The organism is Streptomyces sp. SID9727 (genome assembly GCF_010550605.1).
GTDB lineage: Bacteria > Actinomycetota > Actinomycetes > Streptomycetales > Streptomycetaceae > Streptomyces.
The window spans coordinates 1-16,826 of the sequence record NZ_JAAGNI010000311.1; the positions used below are offsets into that span (position 1 = coordinate 1).

Annotated in this window: 15 protein-coding genes; 9 read left to right on the top strand and 6 right to left on the bottom strand. The window is 69.5% G+C overall.

Features of this window, described 5'->3' with window-relative positions; genetic code table 11:
* Positions 1-26: 26 nt before the first annotated feature.
* On the bottom strand, positions 27-2,249 hold the full coding sequence (locus G3I41_RS20780) for an MMPL family transporter (protein ID WP_164401901.1): 2,223 nt from the start codon (positions 2,247-2,249) through the stop codon (positions 27-29).
* A 184-nt stretch (positions 2,250-2,433) separates the two neighbouring features.
* Here G3I41_RS20780 and G3I41_RS20785 point away from each other — a divergent pair, with 184 nt between their 5' ends.
* From G3I41_RS20785 to G3I41_RS20795, 3 genes are all read left to right on the top strand, one after another.
* Positions 2,434-3,153 (top strand): TetR/AcrR family transcriptional regulator, encoded by a 720-nt coding sequence (locus G3I41_RS20785; protein ID WP_164401902.1) that lies wholly within the window; start codon positions 2,434-2,436, stop codon positions 3,151-3,153.
* Between the two features lie 76 nt (positions 3,154-3,229).
* The gene (locus G3I41_RS20790; protein ID WP_203601413.1) at positions 3,230-3,538 is read left to right on the top strand and encodes a heavy-metal-associated domain-containing protein; all 309 of its coding nucleotides are present in this window, start codon (positions 3,230-3,232) and stop codon (positions 3,536-3,538) included.
* Positions 3,539-3,642: 104 nt separating this feature from the next.
* Entirely contained in the window at positions 3,643-6,021 is a 2,379-nt protein-coding gene (locus G3I41_RS20795) for a heavy metal translocating P-type ATPase (protein WP_164401904.1), read from the top strand.
* Positions 6,022-6,555: 534 nt separating this feature from the next.
* Here G3I41_RS20795 and G3I41_RS20800 read toward each other — a convergent pair.
* Both G3I41_RS20800 and G3I41_RS20805 read right to left on the bottom strand, forming a co-directional pair.
* On the bottom strand, positions 6,556-7,854 hold the full coding sequence (locus G3I41_RS20800) for a citrate synthase (RefSeq protein WP_018518088.1): 1,299 nt from the start codon (positions 7,852-7,854) through the stop codon (positions 6,556-6,558).
* A gap of 203 nt (positions 7,855-8,057) precedes the next feature.
* Complete coding sequence (locus G3I41_RS20805; protein WP_164401905.1) at positions 8,058-10,316, bottom strand: ATP-dependent RecD-like DNA helicase; 2,259 nt, start codon at positions 10,314-10,316, stop codon at positions 8,058-8,060.
* Between the two features lie 65 nt (positions 10,317-10,381).
* Between G3I41_RS20805 and G3I41_RS36465 the strand changes: the two genes are divergently transcribed.
* The 6 genes from G3I41_RS36465 to G3I41_RS20835 all read left to right on the top strand — a co-directional run bounded on the left by G3I41_RS36465 (position 10,382) and on the right by G3I41_RS20835 (position 14,791).
* Complete coding sequence (locus tag G3I41_RS36465; RefSeq protein WP_203601414.1) at positions 10,382-10,660, top strand: hypothetical protein; 279 nt, start codon at positions 10,382-10,384, stop codon at positions 10,658-10,660.
* Between the two features lie 86 nt (positions 10,661-10,746).
* Positions 10,747-11,088: a DUF397 domain-containing protein gene (locus G3I41_RS20815; RefSeq protein ID WP_343242192.1), complete on the top strand. Its 342-nt coding sequence runs from the start codon at positions 10,747-10,749 to the stop codon at positions 11,086-11,088.
* 30 nt (positions 11,089-11,118) lie between these two features.
* Positions 11,119-11,721, top strand: coding sequence for an AAA family ATPase (locus tag G3I41_RS20820; protein ID WP_164401906.1), 603 nt, complete (start codon positions 11,119-11,121; stop codon positions 11,719-11,721).
* Positions 11,718-12,362 (top strand): guanylate kinase, encoded by a 645-nt coding sequence (locus tag G3I41_RS20825; RefSeq protein WP_164401907.1) that lies wholly within the window; start codon positions 11,718-11,720, stop codon positions 12,360-12,362. Before G3I41_RS20820 ends, G3I41_RS20825 begins: the two co-directional genes overlap by 4 nt.
* Before the next feature lie 108 nt (positions 12,363-12,470).
* Positions 12,471-13,874, top strand: a complete 1,404-nt coding sequence (locus tag G3I41_RS20830; protein WP_343242191.1) for a hypothetical protein — start codon at positions 12,471-12,473, stop codon at positions 13,872-13,874.
* Positions 13,875-13,909: 35 nt separating this feature from the next.
* Positions 13,910-14,791, top strand: a complete 882-nt coding sequence (locus tag G3I41_RS20835; RefSeq protein WP_164401909.1) for an SDR family oxidoreductase — start codon at positions 13,910-13,912, stop codon at positions 14,789-14,791.
* A 95-nt stretch (positions 14,792-14,886) separates the two neighbouring features.
* Here G3I41_RS20835 and G3I41_RS20840 read toward each other — a convergent pair whose 3' ends face one another.
* From G3I41_RS20840 to G3I41_RS20850, 3 genes are all read right to left on the bottom strand, one after another.
* The gene (locus tag G3I41_RS20840) at positions 14,887-15,759 is read right to left on the bottom strand and encodes a PhzF family phenazine biosynthesis isomerase (protein WP_164401910.1); all 873 of its coding nucleotides are present in this window, start codon (positions 15,757-15,759) and stop codon (positions 14,887-14,889) included.
* Between the two features lie 113 nt (positions 15,760-15,872).
* Positions 15,873-16,226: an EthD family reductase gene (locus G3I41_RS20845; RefSeq protein ID WP_239081758.1), complete on the bottom strand. Its 354-nt coding sequence runs from the start codon at positions 16,224-16,226 to the stop codon at positions 15,873-15,875.
* Positions 16,223-16,807 carry a carboxymuconolactone decarboxylase family protein gene (locus G3I41_RS20850; RefSeq protein ID WP_239081759.1) on the bottom strand — a complete coding sequence of 195 codons (585 nt, stop codon included), beginning with the start codon at positions 16,805-16,807 and terminating at the stop codon, positions 16,223-16,225. The genes G3I41_RS20845 and G3I41_RS20850 overlap by 4 nt, the downstream gene beginning before the upstream one ends.
* Positions 16,808-16,826 lie beyond the last annotated feature (19 nt).

Below are 16,826 nucleotides of genomic sequence, written 5' to 3' on the forward strand. Positions count from 1 at the left end.
CGACCGCCCCGCCCGCCCCCTCCGGCTCACGCGCCGCTGGGCACCCGCTCCGCCTCGGCGTCCCGCTCCGGTATGGACTCCGGTGCCTCCGGACGGCCCGGCTCGCCCTCGCTCAGGCCGAACCGCTGGTGGAACCTCCGCAGCGGACCCGGGGCCCACCAGCTCGCGCGGCCCATCAGCTTCATGACCGTCGGGACGAGGAGGCTGCGGACCACCATCGCGTCCATGAGCACGGCGAGCGCGATGCCGAGGCCGAGCATCTTCGTGTTGGTCACCCGCGAGGTGCCGATGGCGACCATCACGACCGCCAGGATCACGGCCGCCGCGGTGATCAGCCCGCCGGTGCGCCGCAGTCCGAAGGAGACCGCCTGCTCGTGGTCGCCGGTGCGGTCGTACTCCTCCTTGATCCGGGAGAGCAGGAACACCCCGTAATCCATGGAGAGTCCGAAGGCGACGCAGAACATGAGGACCGGGAGCGTCGTCTCTATGTCACCGGTACTGGTGAAAGCGAGCAGCCCGGACAGGTGCCCGTCCTGGAAGACCCAGACGACGGCCCCGAACATCGCGGTGAGACTGAGGGCGTTGAGCACGACGGCCTGGACGGGGATCAGGACGCTGCCGGTCAGCAGGAACACCAGCACCAGCGTCACCACGGCGATGATGCCCACCGCCCACGGCAGCCGGTCGCCGATGGCGGCCTTGGAGTCGACCAGGACCGCCGCCGTCCCGGTGACCGAGGTGTCGAAGGGGGCCGGCTCGGCGCGCAGGTCCTTCACCAGGCGCTGGGTCTCCTCCCCCACCGGCTCGCCCTTGCCCAGCACGCTGAAGTAGGCGGTCCGCCCTTCCGTGACCGGGCCGTCCACCCTGAGGACCCCCGGCAGCGCGGCGAGCCGGCTGCGGTACTCGGCGTACTGAGCGGGTGTCGCCCCGCCCTCCGCCACAATGTCGAGGCTTCCGCCGGGACTGCCCGGGAAGCCGTCCCGCAGGTGCTGCTGCACCACGTGGGACTCGGAGGAGGCGGGCAGCTGCCGGTCGTCCGCCGTACCGAACCTCACCCCCAGGAAGGGCAGTCCGAGGAGGATGAGCCCGACGCTCGTGACCACCGCGAAGACCGGCGCCCTGCGCATCACGAGCGCGGTGAACCGGGCCCACCCGGCACCGGCCTGCGCCTGCGGCTTCGCGCGCCCCCGCCGCAGCGGCTTCCGGAGGTCCAGGGAGTTGACCCGGGGGCCGAGGAGCATCAGCGCGGCCGGCAGGAGGATCAGTGCGGCCGCGGCGGCGAGGAGCACCACGGCGATGCCCGCGTACGCGAACGACCGCAGGAAGTACTGCGGGAAGACCAGCATCGCGGCGAGCGACACCGCGACGGTCAGCGCGGAGAACAGCACGGTCCGGCCCGCCGTGCGCAGCGTCGCCCCGATGGCCGTCCGGGTCGGGGCGCCGGCCGCCAGCTCCTCGCGGAAACGGCGCACGATGAACAGGGCGTAGTCGATGGCGAGTCCGAGCCCGAGTGCCGTGGTGAGGTTCTGGGCGAAGACGGAGACGTCGGTGAACTCGGTGATGCCGCGCAGCACCGCGTTGGTCCCCAGGATGGCGACGATGCCCACGCCGAGGGGCAGCAGGGCGGCGATCGCGCTGCCGAAGACCATGACGAGCAGCACCAGCGTCACCGGCAGGGCGATCATCTCGGCCCTCAGCAGGTCCTCCTGGATGATCGTCTGCATCTCGTGACGCACGGCCACGGGCCCGCCGACCGAGACGCGCACCGGCCCGTGCCCGCCCCGGTAGTGCGGGGCTATCCGGTCCAGCACCTCGCCCGACGCCTTGTCGTCGCCCTCGATCCGGGCGGCGATCAGCGCCTCCTTGCCGTCCTCCGCACGCAGCGCCGGGGCCTTGTCCTGCCAGTAGGAGCGGACGCCCACGACATCGGCCTCACCGGCCAGTCGCTTCGCCAGGCGCGCCGCCTCGGCGGCCACGGCCGGGTCGTCGACGGAAGCGCCGCCGCTATCGACGAGCAGGAGCAGATTCGGCTGGGAGGCGGGGAACCCGCGCTCCAGCGCCTTCGTGGCGTAGGTCGACTCGGCGCCCGGGGCCTCCCAGCCACCGCTGCCCATCCGGTCGGCGACCCCGCTGCCCGCGAGGACCGCGAGCGCGGTGATCACCAGAGCCGCCAGCAGGGAGAGCCGGGGACGCGCGGTGACGAAGCGCGTCCAGCCTCCCAGTCGCTGCGGGCCGTTGACTTCAGGCATGGCGCGGTATCCCCTTTTCCCCCGGATCCGGGCGCACGGGGCGGCAGCACGAAGCAGCCGCGCAGGGCAGCATGGATCAGTCATTGCCACATACACTGGCAAACACGAGCCATCGCTCGCGTTTCTCCAGAATGCGAGCGACCACTCGTGTTTGTCAACCGTGCACGAAAGCTGGGGATTCACCGTGTCGCAGTCCAGAGCGGCGGACGCCGAAGGCGCCGGGGCCGCGAAAGGCGCCGGGACCACCGGCAAGGCCGACACCCCCGCCCGGCCGCGCAAGCGGCAGGCCCGGGGCGAGGCCCGTGTCGCGCAGTTGCTCAAGGCCGCCGCCCAGGTGTTCTGCACGACCGGCTACACCGCCGCGAGCACCAATGCCATCGCGCGCGAGGCCGGGGTCTCCCCCGGCACGCTCTACCAGTTCTTCCCCAACAAGGAGGCCATCGCGATCGAGCTCGGCGACCACCTCCTGACCCGCTGGCGGGAGACCTACGGGGCCGCCTTCCTGGCCGACCACCTGGAACTCCCGCTGGACCGGATGCTCGACGCCACCCTCGACCCGCTGATCGAGTTCAACTGCGCGAACCCGGCCTTCACCGTCCTGATGCACGGCTCCGAGATCCCCGGCATGGTCACCCAGGAGCACGACGCCGTGCACGTCACGATGCTCAGCCGCGTCGAGACGATTCTCGCCGGATACCTGCCGGACAAGCCTCCGGCCGAAATCGCCCGGATCGCCACGATGACCTTCAACATCTTCAAGTCCGGGCTCGACGTGATCCTGGCGCACGAGGGGGACGAGCGGGAGGCGTACATCCGGGAGGTGAAGGCGGTCCTCCACCGGTACCTCGCGCCCATGGCCCCCGACGACACGGCGGCCCGCCCTCACTCGCGCCATACCCCCTAGGGGTATAAAGTGGGGATGTGGAGGCGCACCGGTGTGCGCCCCTCCGCCCCGTGTGCCCGTCGAAGAGGAGAACACCATGACCGCCGAGACCCAGCTCCCCCAGGCGACCGGCTCCTGCTGCTCGCCCAGCGGTTCCTGCCACGACAGCGCGGGTGCCGGCGCCGGGCAGTCCGGCGTGACCACCGTCTACCAGGTGACCGGCATGACCTGCGGCCACTGCGAGGGCGCCGTCTCCGAAGAGGTCTCCGCTATCGAGGGTGTCACCTCCGTGAAGGCCGTGGCGTCCACCGGGCAGGTGACGGTGGTCTCGCAGGGCCCCCTGGACGACGAGGCCGTACGCGCCGCCGTCGACGAGGCCGGCTACGAGCTCACCGGCCGCGCCTGACCGCCCCGGCAGCCACCCACCCGCGTCACCCCGTCCCGACCGGGCCGCACCGACCAGCAGATACTGGTGGGGTACGGCCCGGTCGGCGTTCCAGGAGCTCGGACATGCACAGTGCATCGGACACCCACACCGCGACGGAGGCCGGCGCCCCGGCGGAGCCCTCCCGGGCCGAGTTCATGATCGGCGGGATGACCTGCGCCTCGTGCGCGGCCCGCGTCGAGAAGAAGCTCAACCGGATGGACGGCGTCACGGCCACCGTGAACTACGCCACGGAGAAGGCCCGCGTCAGCTACGACGGCACCGCCGTGTCCGTGCACGATCTCGTCGCCACGGTGGAGAGGACCGGCTACACGGCGAAGCCGGTGCCCGGGGCCGTCGCGCAGACCCGCCGGCCCGCCGCCACGGAAGCCCGGCAGACCCCACAGTCCCCGCAGACCCCCGGGCCCGCACCTCGCGCACCCCGTCCGGAACCGGAACCGGAAGCTCCGCCGCACCCCGACACCACCCCCGACCCCGCCCTCACCGCCCTCCGGCAGCGGCTCGTCGTCTCCGCCGTGCTCGCCGCCCCCGTGGTCGCCCTGGCGATGGTCCCCGCCCTCCAGTTCGACTTCTGGCAATGGCTCTCGCTCACCCTCGCCGCGCCCGTCGTGGTCTGGGGCGGGCTGCCCTTCCACCGGGCCGCCTGGACCAACCTGAGGCACGGCGCGGCCACCATGGACACCCTTGTGTCCGTCGGGACCCTCGCCGCCTTCGGCTGGTCGCTGTGGGCGCTGTTCCTGGGGGACGCCGGGATGCCCGGCATGCGGCACGGCTTCGACCTGACGGCCTCCCGGGCCGACGCCTCGTCCACCCTCTATCTGGAGGTCGCGGCGGGCGTCGTCACCTTCATCCTGCTGGGCCGCTATCTGGAGGCGAAGTCCAAGCGGAGGGCCGGGTCCGCGCTGCGCGCCCTGATGCACCTCGGAGCCAAGGACGTGACCGTCCTGCGTGACGGCACCGAGATCCGGGTGCCCGTCGCCCGGCTCTCCGTGGGCGACCGCTTCCTGGTCCGGCCGGGCGAGAAGATCGCCACGGACGGGACCGTGGTCGAGGGCTCCTCGGCGGTGGACGCGTCCCTGCTCACCGGCGAGTCCGTTCCCGTGGACGTGGGCGTGGGCGACACGGTGACCGGCGCGACGCTCAACGCGGGCGGCCGCCTCGTCGTGGAGGCGACCCGCGTCGGCGCGGACACCCAGCTGGCCCGGATGGCGAAGCTGGTCGAGGACGCGCAGAACGGCAAGGCCGAGGTGCAGCGCCTCGCGGACCGGATCTCGGCGGTCTTCGTCCCGGTCGTCCTGCTCATCGCCCTCGCCACGCTCGTCGGATGGCTGCTGGCCACCGACGACGTGACGGCCGCGTTCACGGCGGCGGTGGCGGTCCTGATCATCGCCTGCCCGTGCGCGCTGGGCCTCGCTACACCGACCGCGCTGATGGTCGGCACCGGGCGCGGCGCCCAGCTCGGCATCCTGATCAAGGGCCCCGAGGTCCTGGAGTCCACCCGCCGGGTCGACACGATCGTCCTCGACAAGACGGGCACGGTCACCACCGGCCGGATGACCCTCCAGACCGTCCACACCACCCCCGGAACCACCGAGACCGACGCCCTCCGCCTCGCCGGCGCCCTGGAACACGCCTCCGAACACCCCATCGCCCAGGCCGTGGCCACCGGAGCCGCCGACCGCACCGGCACACCCCTCCCCACCCCCGACGACTTCACCAACCTCCCCGGCCTCGGCGTACAGGGCGTGGTCGACGGCCACGCGGTCCTCGTCGGCCGCGAACAGCTCCTCGTCGAGGCCGGGTTCACCCTCCCCGACGCCCTGGCCTCCGCCGTCGCGGATGCCGCCGCTCAAGGGCGTACGGCCGTCGCGGTCGGCTGGGACGGTGAGGCGCGCGCGGTCCTGGAAGTCGCCGACGCGATCAAGGACACCAGTGCGGAGGCCGTCGCGGCGCTCCGGGATCTCGGCCTCACACCGATCCTGCTGACCGGCGACCACCGTGCCGTGGCGGAGTCCGTGGCTCGCGAGGCCGGGATCGAGGAGGTCCGCGCCGAGGTGCTGCCGGAGGAGAAGGCGCACGTCATCCGGGGTCTCCAGGAGCGCGGGCGGGTCGTCGCCATGGTCGGCGACGGGGTCAACGACGCCGCCGCGCTGGCCCAGGCCGACCTGGGCCTGGCCATGGGCACGGGTACCGACGCGGCGATCGAGGCGAGCGATCTGACCCTGGTTCGTGGAGATCTCAAGGTGACAGCAGACGCCATCCGTCTCTCCCGGCGCACCCTCACCACGATCCGGGGCAACCTCTTCTGGGCATTCGGCTACAACGTGGCCGCCCTACCCCTTGCGGCATTTGGGCTGCTCAACCCTATGATTGCCGGAGCGGCGATGGCCTTCTCATCGGTCTTCGTCGTGACGAACAGCCTGCGCCTGCGCTCCTTCACGTAATATCCACAATGAGATCCAGATCACATCGGCTTCAGGGTAACCATTCGATGGGTTCATAAGTCTTAGAGTGCGATGCCAAGGATGTCTTGGGGGACGTCCTGCGGAGCATCTTGGGGGATGCTCCGGGCAAGAGTGGGCCGGGGCACGTACACCGGGAAGCTTTGAGCGGCCCTCCCGTCGGTACGTACCCCGGCAGACCACAGCACGTCAGCAGGACAAGCAGTACCGAGGCAACAGCCCAGGAGCTCCGGCTCCCACTGAACGCCCGGCCGGATCCCGTGGGGGGAATCCGCTCCGGGACATGGGAAGCGCCTCGCCGTCGGCCCGTGGGGGGATCGATGGCGAGGCGCTTCTCTCTTACGCGGGAGCGCTCCCGGACCGGCGCGCGCGCCGGCGTACGCACCCAGCCCGCTCCTGCACGCTCCCCCGGAACACCACGCGCCCCCACCCGCCGCGTCGCTCGGGGCGAGGGCGCGGCAGACGGGGGCGCGGGGATCCGGCGTCAGTCAGGGCCGGGTGATGCGTGAGGGGCGCTCAGCGGCCCTCGACCGGGACGAAGTCGCGCAGGACCTCGCCGGTGTAGATCTGGCGCGGGCGGCCGATGCGGGAACCCGGCTCCTTGATCATCTCGTGCCACTGGGCGATCCAGCCGGGGAGCCGGCCGAGCGCGAAGAGCACGGTGAACATCTCGGTCGGGAAGCCCATCGCGCGGTAGATGAGGCCCGTGTAGAAGTCCACGTTCGGGTAGAGGTTGCGCGAGACGAAGTACTCGTCGGAGAGCGCGTGCTCCTCCAGCTTGAGCGCGATGTCCAGCAGCTCGTCGGACTTGCCGAGGGCGGACAGCACGTCGTGCGCGGCGGCCTTGATGATCTTGGCGCGCGGGTCGAAGGACTTGTACACCCGGTGGCCGAAGCCCATCAGGCGGACGCCGTCCTCCTTGTTCTTCACCTTGCGGATGAAGGAGTCGACGTCGCCGCCGTTGGCCTGGATGCCTTCCAGCATCTCCAGGACGGACTGGTTGGCGCCGCCGTGCAGGGGGCCCCACAGCGCCGAGATGCCGGCGGAGATCGAGGCGAACATGTTCGCCTGCGAGGAGCCGACCAGGCGGACGGTGGAGGTCGAGCAGTTCTGCTCGTGGTCCGCGTGCAGGATGAGCAGCTTGTCGAGCGCCGAGACGACGACCGGGTCGAGCTCGTACTCCTGGGCCGGGACCGAGAAGGTCATGCGCAGGAAGTTCTCGACGTAGCCGAGGTCGTTGCGCGGGTAGACGAACGGGTGACCGATCGACTTCTTGTACGCGTACGCGGCGATCGTCGGGAGCTTGGCGAGGAGCCGGATGGTCGAGAGGTGGCGCTGCTCCTCGTCAAACGGGTTGTGGCTGTCCTGGTAGAACGTGGACAGCGCGCTGACGACCGAGGACAGCATGGCCATCGGGTGGGCGTCGCGCGGGAAGCCGTCGAAGAACCGCTTGACGTCCTCGTGCAGCAGCGTGTGCTGGGTGATCTCGTTCTTGAAGGTCGACAGCTCGTCGACCTTGGGGAGCTCACCGTTGATCAGCGTGTACGCGACCTCGAGGAAGGTCGAACGCTCCGCGAGCTGCTCGATCGGGTAGCCGCGGTAGCGCAGGATGCCCTGCTCGCCGTCGAGGTAGGTGATGGCCGATTTATAGGCAGCGGTGTTGCCGTATCCGCTGTCCAGCGTCACCAGGCCGGTGTTCGCCCGGAGCTTCCCGATGTCGAAGCCCTTGTCGCCGACGGTGCTGTCGATCACCGGGTAGGTGTACTCGCCATCGCCGTACCGCAGTACCACAGCGTTGTTGGTGTGCTCGCTCACGTCATCCCTCACCGACGTAGTGCCTCTTCTTCGAGGTTCCCTGACTGTCTCCACCCTCCCCCATTTGGCTCAGGAGAGTGCACTCGGGGTCGTCCATTGGACCTACTCGCGGCACTGAGTGCCGCGAACTTAGCCATCCTGCCCCCTTGACTGCGGTTCCGGAAGACCTCCGTGATGTTTCCCACCGTTTTGATCGATCATTTTTACCGACGGTCCGCCGATGATCCTCCGTCGCCGCCTCCGCGAAGCCGGTGATCCAGCGCCGTACAGCGCCTGCCTGCGGAAACCGTGCGGACCGCCTGGCCGATCGCCTGCCGCGAGCCGACCAGGACCACAAGCTTCTTGGCCCGGGTCACGGCGGTGTAGAGCAGGTTCCGCTGGAGCATCATCCAGGCGCTCTTCGTCACCGGAATGACGACGGCGGGGTACTCGCTGCCCTGCGAACGGTGGATCGTCATGGCGTACGCGTGGGCCAGCTCGTCCAGCTCGTCGAAGTCGTAGCCGATCTCCTCGTCCTCGTCGGTGAGGACCGTCAGCCGCTGTTCGTCCAGGTCGAGGCCGGTGACGACGCCCACGGTGCCGTTGAAGACCCCGTTCTCCCCCTTGTCGTAGTTGTTACGGATCTGGGTGACCTTGTCCCCCACGCGGAAGACCCGGCCGCCGAACCGCTTCTCGGGCACGCCCGGCCGGCCCGGGGTGATCGCCTGCTGGAGCAGGCCGTTGAGATGCCCTGCCCCGGCCGGGCCCCGGTGCATGGGGGCGAGCACCTGCACGTCCCGGCGCGGGTTCAGCCCGAACTTGGCCGGAATACGGCGGGACGCGACGTCCACCGCGAGCACCCCGGCCTCCTCCGTCTCGTCCTCCACGAAGAGGAAGAAGTCACTGAGCCCCTGAGTCAGGGGCGGTACGCCGGAATTGATGCGGTGCGCGTTGGTGACGACGCCCGACTGCTGGGCCTGGCGGAAAATGGTGGTCAGCCGGACCGCCGGCACCGGGCCGCCCTCGGCGAGGAGGTCCCGCAGTACCTCCCCCGCCCCCACGGACGGCAGCTGGTCCACATCGCCGACGAGCAGCAGGTGGGCACCCGGTGCCACCGCCTTCACGAGCTTGTTGGCGAGCAGCAGATCGAGCATCGACGCCTCGTCCACCACGACCAGATCGGCGTCGAGCGGGCGGTCCTTGTCGTACGCCGCGTCGCCGCCGGGCTTCAGTTCGAGGAGCCGGTGCACGGTGGAGGCTTCGGCCCCGGTCAGCTCGGACAGCCGCTTGGCGGCCCGCCCGGTCGGCGCGGCCAGCACCACCTTCGCCTTCTTGGCCCGGGCCAGCTCCACGATGGACCGGACCGTGAACGACTTGCCGCAGCCGGGGCCGCCGGTCAGCACGGCGACCTTCCGGGTGAGCGCGAGCCGCACGGCGGCCTCCTGCTCGGGCGCCAGCGTGGCCCCGGTCCGGCCGCCGAGCCACTTCAGCGCCTTCTCCCAGTCCACGTCCGCGAAGGCCGGCATCCGCTCCTCCGGCGTCCGCAGCAGCCGCCGCACCTGCCCGGCGAGCGAGATCTCCGCCCGGTGGAACGGCACCAGGTACACCGCCGTGACCGGCTCGCCGCCCTCGGGCGACGGCACCTTCTCCCGTACGACGCCCTCCGGCTCCTCCGCCAGCTCGGCCAGGCACTCGATGACGAGCCCGGTGTCCACCTGGAGCAGCTTCACCGCGTCCGCGATCAGCCGCTCCTCGGGCAGGAAGCAGTGGCCCTGGTCGGTGGATTGCGACAGGGCGTACTGCAACCCCGCCTTCACCCGTTCCGGGCTGTCGTGCGGGATGCCCACGGCCTGGGCGATCTTGTCGGCGGTCAGAAAGCCGATGCCCCAGACGTCGGCGGCCAGGCGGTAGGGCTGGTTCTTCACGACGGAGATCGAGGCGTCCTCGTACTTCTTGTAGATCCGCACCGCGATGGACGTCGAGACGCCGACGCCCTGGAGGAAGACCATGACCTCCTTGATGGCCTTCTGCTCCTCCCAGGCGGCGGCGATCATCTTCGTCCGCTTGGGGCCCAGCCCGGGAACCTCGATGAGCCGCTTGGGCTCGCGCTCGATGACGTCGAGCGTGTCCACGCCGAAGTGGGTGGTGATCCGGTCGGCCATGACCGGCCCGATGCCCTTGATCAGCCCGGAGCCGAGGTAGCGCCGGATGCCCTGGATCGTGGCGGGGAGGACGGTCCGGTAGTTCTCGACGTGGAACTGCTTCCCGTACTGCGAGTGGGAGCCCCAGCGCCCCTCCATCCGCAAGGACTCCCCGGGTTGCGCCCCCAGCAACGCCCCGACGACGGTGAGCAGATCGTTGGCCCCCCGCCCGGTGTCGACACGGGCGACGGTGTACCCGTTCTCCTCGTTGGCGTACGTGATCCTCTCCAGGACGCCTTCGAGGACGGCCAGGTTGGGGGTGTGGGGCGTGGTGGTGGCCATGGGGCGACGGTATCGGGTGGGTGCGACAGCGATGCGCGGGTGCTGGGCGGCGGTACCGTGAGGGCATGGCGACCGAGCGGATCTCGATCAGCCTGCCGTCCGAGGTCCGTGCCCGGATCAGGCAGCACGCGGCGGACGCCGGGCTCGACGCCGCCGCCTCCATGGTGAGGGCCGCACGGGCGCAGATGGGCCGGCAGGACCGCGCCAGGAGGGCCGGCGAGCCCGTGCGCAAGGCAAGGCCGGGGGCCGAAGCGTCGAGGCAGGAGACCCAGTACCTGCTGCGCTCACCCGCTAACGCACGAAGCCTCCGCGAGTCCGTCGCTGAGGCAGAAGCGGGCGAGTGAGGCGCGCCATTCGCTGGTCGTGGGCGTCGCGCCAACCTCCCCGTCCGGAGAACAGCGGCGTACCGGAGGGCCCGCGCGGCTTCTTGGTGAGTGCCTTGAGATCGCCGCCCGGCCATGCCGCCGTCCCCGTCCGCGACAGCAAGGCCGTTACCGGTACCGCCGTCGCCTTCTCATCCGACAGCTGGTCGTCGTTGGTTGCCGCCATGAGGAGTGACTGCTTCGTGGTCCGACTCGCGCCGCGCCTTGTGACCTGCCGATGGCGAGATGGCAGAGCACCTTCGTACGGCCACCCGGCGAGGGGCGGCAGTACGCGGAAGTGGTGTGGTGTCAGCCCTTGCCCAGGTGGCATGGAGTCTCCTCGTGGGGCGACCGGAGCGCACCAGAAGCGTGATGGTTCTTGCGCACAGCCGCCTCTAAACTGTTCCTAGTTGAAACGAGACCTCCCGGGGGACGGACGCGTGACCACTGCGTTAGGCACGAGCACCACCACTCTCGCGCTAGTAGCCGGGTATGCCGGTTCGGGTAAGTCGGAGGCCGGCAAGCTTTTGGCGGCGGCGACGGGTTGGGCGATGCTCGACAAGGACACCATCAGTCGGCCGATGACCGAAAGACTCCTGACGGCCCTGGGCGGAGATCCGGACGACCGCCACAGCACCACGTATCTGGAGCACGCCAGGCCGCTGGAATACCAATGCCTGATGAAGGCAGTCTGGGAAAACCTCGAGTGCGGTACTTCCGTGGTCGCCGTGGCGCCGTTTCTCGCCGAGAGCACCGACTTGCAGTGGACCTCTCGCGTAGCACGACGGTGCAGTAGAGCCCGGGTTCGTTTCGAGATGCTCTGGGTGGACAGCGACCTGGAGTCGATGCGGAACCGGCTGATCTCGCGCAACGCCTCACGCGACACATGGAAGCTGACGCACTGGCCCGCGTACACGAACGGTGTGAACGTCGGACTTCGACCGGTCGCGCCCCATCACGTGGTCGACAACCGGATCAACGTGACGCGTCCGCTGGCCGAACAGGTCGAGTCCATCGCTCAGTGGATGATGGGAGATGCGTGAGCGCCGTCGTTCTGTACGGGCCCCCGACTGCCGGCAAGGACACCGTGACGGATGCACTCCGCTCCGTCGATCAGCGCTTCGAACCGATCATCAAGCTGAAACAAGGGACTGGAAGGTCGGTCGGGTACCGGTTCGTCGACGCTGAAGAGCTCGAGGACTTGCGCCGCCAGAGCAGGATCCTCGTCGAGACCCGGCGCTACGGCAACGTCTACGCGGTCGACGAACTGTCCCTCACGGAACCGCAGCACCGCGGCAGGGTTCCGGTAACCCACATCGGCAATGTCACGGACATGCGAACGTTGTTGCAACGGGCCGAGTCGACATCATGGTTACGCGTCCTCCTCTGGATTCCGCGGAACGAGTGCGAGCGACGGTCGCATGCGCGGAAGGACACGGACACACCAAAGCGGGTCGCCGCCTGGGACGAGACGGCACAAGACCTGTACGCCTCCGACGTGCGAGACCTCTTCGATCTCGTGATCCGCACAGACCGCACCGATCCGGTAACCGCCGCCAAGCAGATCGTCTACGCGCTCGACAACGCCCCGGTAACCGTGGGCACGGATGCACTGTTCACTGCGCTCGGACTCAGCCCGGACAACGGCACGGTCCTCCGAAGCACGACACGGCCTCACCCGTGACTGTGCCGAGGCGGGACCGCCGAGAATTCCACGGACACAACTGGGGGGACGTAGATGGGAGTCGTCCGGACTTTGGAGGATCTGGCTCGAATCGGCCGGCAACGCACCGTGAACGACCGCAGCGTTCACCTGAACCAGGACGAGGTCACAGCAGATCTGCTCCTGGACACGGTGTCGGCCGATCGTGTCTCCCTGGAACGTATGAGCATCGATGGCGCGCTGACCGTGCGGTCCTGCCACATCGATGAACTGGTCATCGATCACGTGGAAGCGGACGCACTGATGGTGATGAACTCCCGTATCGGGCGGTTGATCATCCGCAACGCGTCGATGGGATGTGAGGTCACAGTCATCGACTCCTCCCTGGACTTCCTTGCTCTGCACTCCTGCGGGGCCACTCGATTAGAGCGCCTCCGAGTGGAGGAACTCGTACAGATCAACGCCCTGCGCGGGACGCTTCACGTCAGTAACTCGCGGGCTTCCTCATTGACGGTCCGCAGCCAAGCGACGAGCGGTCGTCTCGGCAGACCCAGTGTGTTCGTCCGAGACCTGAAAGCTCGGGAAGATCTCAGGTTCGATGACCTCTGGCTGTCCACGCTGGGACTCGAAGACGTCGAGACCCGCGAACTCATTCTGCAGCGAGTCCGGCTGGACGAGCCGCTGCGGGCGAGCGAGCTCCATTGCAGTGAGACCGTACGGATGAACGGGTTGATCATTCCCGCCGAGGAAAGCACTATCACGAACAGCACCGTGAGCGGCTCGGTAGATGTGCGCAACCTCGGGCTCAGCGACAGCTCAGGCGGCGGCACCAGGCCCGGTGTGGCCGCACGACTCGCTCTTCACCGCACGACTGTCGCGACCCTCACCTCGGCCTCGGATGCGTCTTCGGTGATCAGCCTGCGTGATTCCTCTGTCACGGGCACCCTCGGACTACCTTCCGGCGGCTCCCGTTACAGTCTGGACAACGCGTCCAGCATCGGTGACATGGAATTGGCCGGCCAGGTGTTCCGCAACGGCGCACAAGCCCTGTCGTTCGTGGAACGCTCCTTCACCGAAGTGACCGCCGTCGCCCTGGAGTCCGTGCGGTCCGCTCTGGCCAAGAGAAACCGGAACCGCGAGGTCGACGAGCTCTACTACCTCGCGCGGCAGCGTGAGGCGACAGCGCTGCCCCTTCTGCGGCGCGCCGTCGGACGAGGCTTCCTCGGCGGCGTCCTCGGCTGGGGCGTCCGGGCCCGCAACCCGGCGCGGGTGCTGGCGGCCGGGGTCCTGGCTACAGGCGTGGCTTTCCACCTGTCCGGCGCTGTGCGCGATCCCGGCCGCGGTCTGACCGACGTGACGGATGTGGGCAAGAGCTTCGTCCTCGCCCTCGCTCTCTGGCTGAACGTCGGCACAGGCATGCCATCGGAGCTCGCAACAGCGAAATGGACCGCGCTCGCCATCCTGCTCACGGTGGCGGGCATGCTGTTCACCACACTCATCGTGGGCATAGTCATCCGCAAGCTCGTGCGTTAACCGCCCTAGGCCGTCCGAATGACAGAGTGTCGTTCATGAAGCAGCGAGAAGGGGCTGAAGACGGTTTGACGGCAACGCCACCAGGTTTTTCGTACGGGCTGCACGGCAAGTCGTTTCTGGTGACTGGCGGCAGCAGAGGGCTGGGCTACGCGGTCGCGCGTCTCCTCGCCTCCGAGGGAGCCTCCCTTGCCATCTGCGGCCGCGATCCCGGCACATTGGCCCAGGCCTCGTCCGAGCTGCGCCAGGACTTCGACGCCCACGTGATCACGGGGTCCGTGGATGTGCTGGCACCCGATGAACTGGAAGACTTCACCGAACGAGCAGGCAGCGAGCTCGGTGGACTCGACGGCTTGGTCGCCAACATCGGCGGCAAACGCGGCGCAGGGCTCCTCGATTCGACGCGGGAGGACTGGCAGCACACCTGGGAACTGAACGGCGGCCATGCGGTGCGTGCCGTCCGGGCAGCTCTGAACAGTCTGCGTCCCGGCAGTTCAGTGGCACTGGTCGCCTCCATCTCCGGCTGGAAGCCCCGTTTCCCCGCTCAGTACGGAGCGGCCAAGGCATCGGAGATCTACCTTGCGGGCGCCTTGTGCCAAGAACTGGCCCCGTATGGTGTGCGGATCAACACAGTCAGCCCCGGATCGATCCTTCTGCCGGGTAAGAGCTGGGACCGCCTGCGCCAACGTGCCCCGGAGACCTACGCGGCGTACGCGCGACGGAACCCCAACGGCCGTCTACTGAACGCCGATGAGGTCGCCCGGGTCATCGCCTTCCTCCTCTCGCCCGCGTCGGGAGCCATCAACGGAGCGCACATCCCCGTCGATGGAGGCCAGCCACAGGCAGGGTTGGGGCGCGGCCGGGAGACAGGGGGCGCGGACCGGTCCCAAGTTCCTCACCGTGGGAACGCGACGCCGTAGGGTCCTTGCCTCACCAGAAGCGCCGCAGAGGCGGCACCACACCCGTTCGCCCGGGATGCTGTCACGCGTGGGACAGAAACGCCTCTCGCACATCCTCATGTGTGAGAGCCGCGGACTACCGCCAACCCGCCGACCCGGGTCGTGATGCCCGCCGGCCCGCGTCGGGCCGAAGCGAGCACGCTGGCCGGTCGACCGAGGGTGTCGCCCTGCTCCACCTCGATCGCGATCGTCCGCGCCCTTGCCGTGTCGAGCAGGTGGGCGGCCAGGCAGCCGGTGCTGTTGGCGTTGGCGACGTCCTCGTCGACACCGATCGCCGGCGCGAACATCCGCGCCGCACCCGGTCGGTCGCCCACCGGCGGTACGTACACGAAACAGCCGAGGAGCCCGTACCGCTGGCACACCTCTGCCAGCCTGCCGAGGTGTGGGCGGACTCGGAGCAGCGCCGACCGGTCGTGGACCGGTACCAGCATGCGTGGTGCGCCGGGCGCGGCGATCCGTGGCGCGTCGGTCGGATGCGGATCGTCCGCGGTGAGCCCGAGCGCGGCGACGATCGCGGCGCGCTCGTCCGGTGCCGGGTGACGCAGCGCGACGAGGCCCTGGTCGAACCACACCTCGATGCCGGCGGGGCGGCGGATCGCGACGGTGTCGAATGTGCGCCCGCCGGTGTGTTGGCGGTCGTTCAGCTCGCCCAGCGCGGTGCGGGTCAACCGGGCGGCCTGCGCGGCAACGGTGCCGTGGCCGCAGCCGGACAGTTCGGCGGAGGCGGTGAAGAACCGGACCGGCCGGCCACCGTCCGGCGTCCGCCCCGGGCCGAGGAACGCCGCGTGCGAGGTGCCGGCCGCAGCAGCGACCGCACGCCGGTCAGCGTCCGTCGCCTCCGGGTCGTCGTCGGTGACGGCCGTGGGGCTGCCGCCCCGGCCGTCGCGCCGCACGCACGCATCAACCACCGTCACATCCGGCCAGGACATCGGCCCCCCTTTGACCCTCAACGCACCGGCAACCGCGAACGGCGTTCCGGAGATGGCCGGGCCCCGGCCGCAACGGCACGCTCCGAACGCGTCCCGGAGCGTCCCGGCCTGCCTCAGCCGGTGCCGTCCTGCACCGGATAGTCCATGACGACCACACCGCCGGTGGCGTAGTTGGCGACATCGGCGGCCAGCCGCCGGCCTTGCGGCGACGACCGCGCCGCGGCCAGGGCGGCGGCGTCAGCGAAGTCGGCCTCGAAGACCGCGAAGTACGGCGCTTCTCCGTTGGTCGCTGCCACGTCGAAGCTGTAGCGCCACGCAAGCAGGCCGGGCCAATCCATGACCAGCGGAAGGTGGTTGTTCACGTAGTAGTCGCGGAAGTGGTCAGGGTCGGCGGGCTTGGGATAGAGGACCACCAACTTGTGCAGGACGGCCTGTCGCGCCGCGGAGTACTCCCGGGCAGTGCTCATCGGTTGGTCCCGGTCGTGAGGGGGAGGAAGTCGGCGAAGCGAGGCGCGCCGGGCTCGTGCCGCACGCGCGTGGCGCGCGCGGCGAAGCTGACGGCGTGGTACCACCCGCACAGCAGAAGCAGATCGAGCAGCTGGAGCTCATCGAAGACCGGCCCGAGCCGTGTCCACAGCGCGTCATCGATGTCGGAACGCTCGTGCAGCGCATCGACAGCGAGGATGAGCAGCCGTTCCCTCTCGGACGTCCAGCACGCGTCAGCGGGGCCGCCGTGCACCAGGGATGCCGCCTGCTCGCGGGTGAGTCCGACCCGGTCGGCGAACGTCATCATGTGCACGCCCCACTCGTACTCGCAGCCGCACAGCGCGCACGTCCGGTCGATGACGATCTCGCGTTCCCGCATGGTCAGGGTCAGCTGTCTGCCCAACTCGTAGCGACCCCACCCGTGCATGGCGTCGGCCATGGGGATGTTTCTGGCGAACATCCGGAACAGCCCGATCGGCGGGGCGTCCCCGGCCATCATGCGCGCGAGCAGTGCGCCGGCCTGGTCGGTGTACGGCGGGTTCAGCAGGGCTATCCGCGACATCGGCTCTCCCGTCGAGTTC

Coding starts and splice junctions, on each gene's coding strand:
- G3I41_RS20780 (WP_164401901.1), bottom strand. CDS start 2,249: ATGCCTGAAGTCAACGGCCCGCAGCGACTGGGAGGCTGGACGCGCTTC.
- G3I41_RS20790 (WP_203601413.1), top strand. CDS start 3,230: ATGACCGCCGAGACCCAGCTCCCCCAGGCGACCGGCTCCTGCTGCTCG.
- G3I41_RS20795 (WP_164401904.1), top strand. CDS start 3,643: ATGCACAGTGCATCGGACACCCACACCGCGACGGAGGCCGGCGCCCCG.
- G3I41_RS20805 (WP_164401905.1), bottom strand. CDS start 10,316: ATGGCCACCACCACGCCCCACACCCCCAACCTGGCCGTCCTCGAAGGC.
- G3I41_RS36465 (WP_203601414.1), top strand. CDS start 10,382: ATGGCGACCGAGCGGATCTCGATCAGCCTGCCGTCCGAGGTCCGTGCC.
- G3I41_RS20835 (WP_164401909.1), top strand. CDS start 13,910: ATGAAGCAGCGAGAAGGGGCTGAAGACGGTTTGACGGCAACGCCACCA.
- G3I41_RS20840 (WP_164401910.1), bottom strand. CDS start 15,759: ATGTCCTGGCCGGATGTGACGGTGGTTGATGCGTGCGTGCGGCGCGAC.
- G3I41_RS20845 (WP_239081758.1), bottom strand. CDS start 16,226: ATGAGCACTGCCCGGGAGTACTCCGCGGCGCGACAGGCCGTCCTGCAC.
- G3I41_RS20850 (WP_239081759.1), bottom strand. CDS start 16,807: ATGTCGCGGATAGCCCTGCTGAACCCGCCGTACACCGACCAGGCCGGC.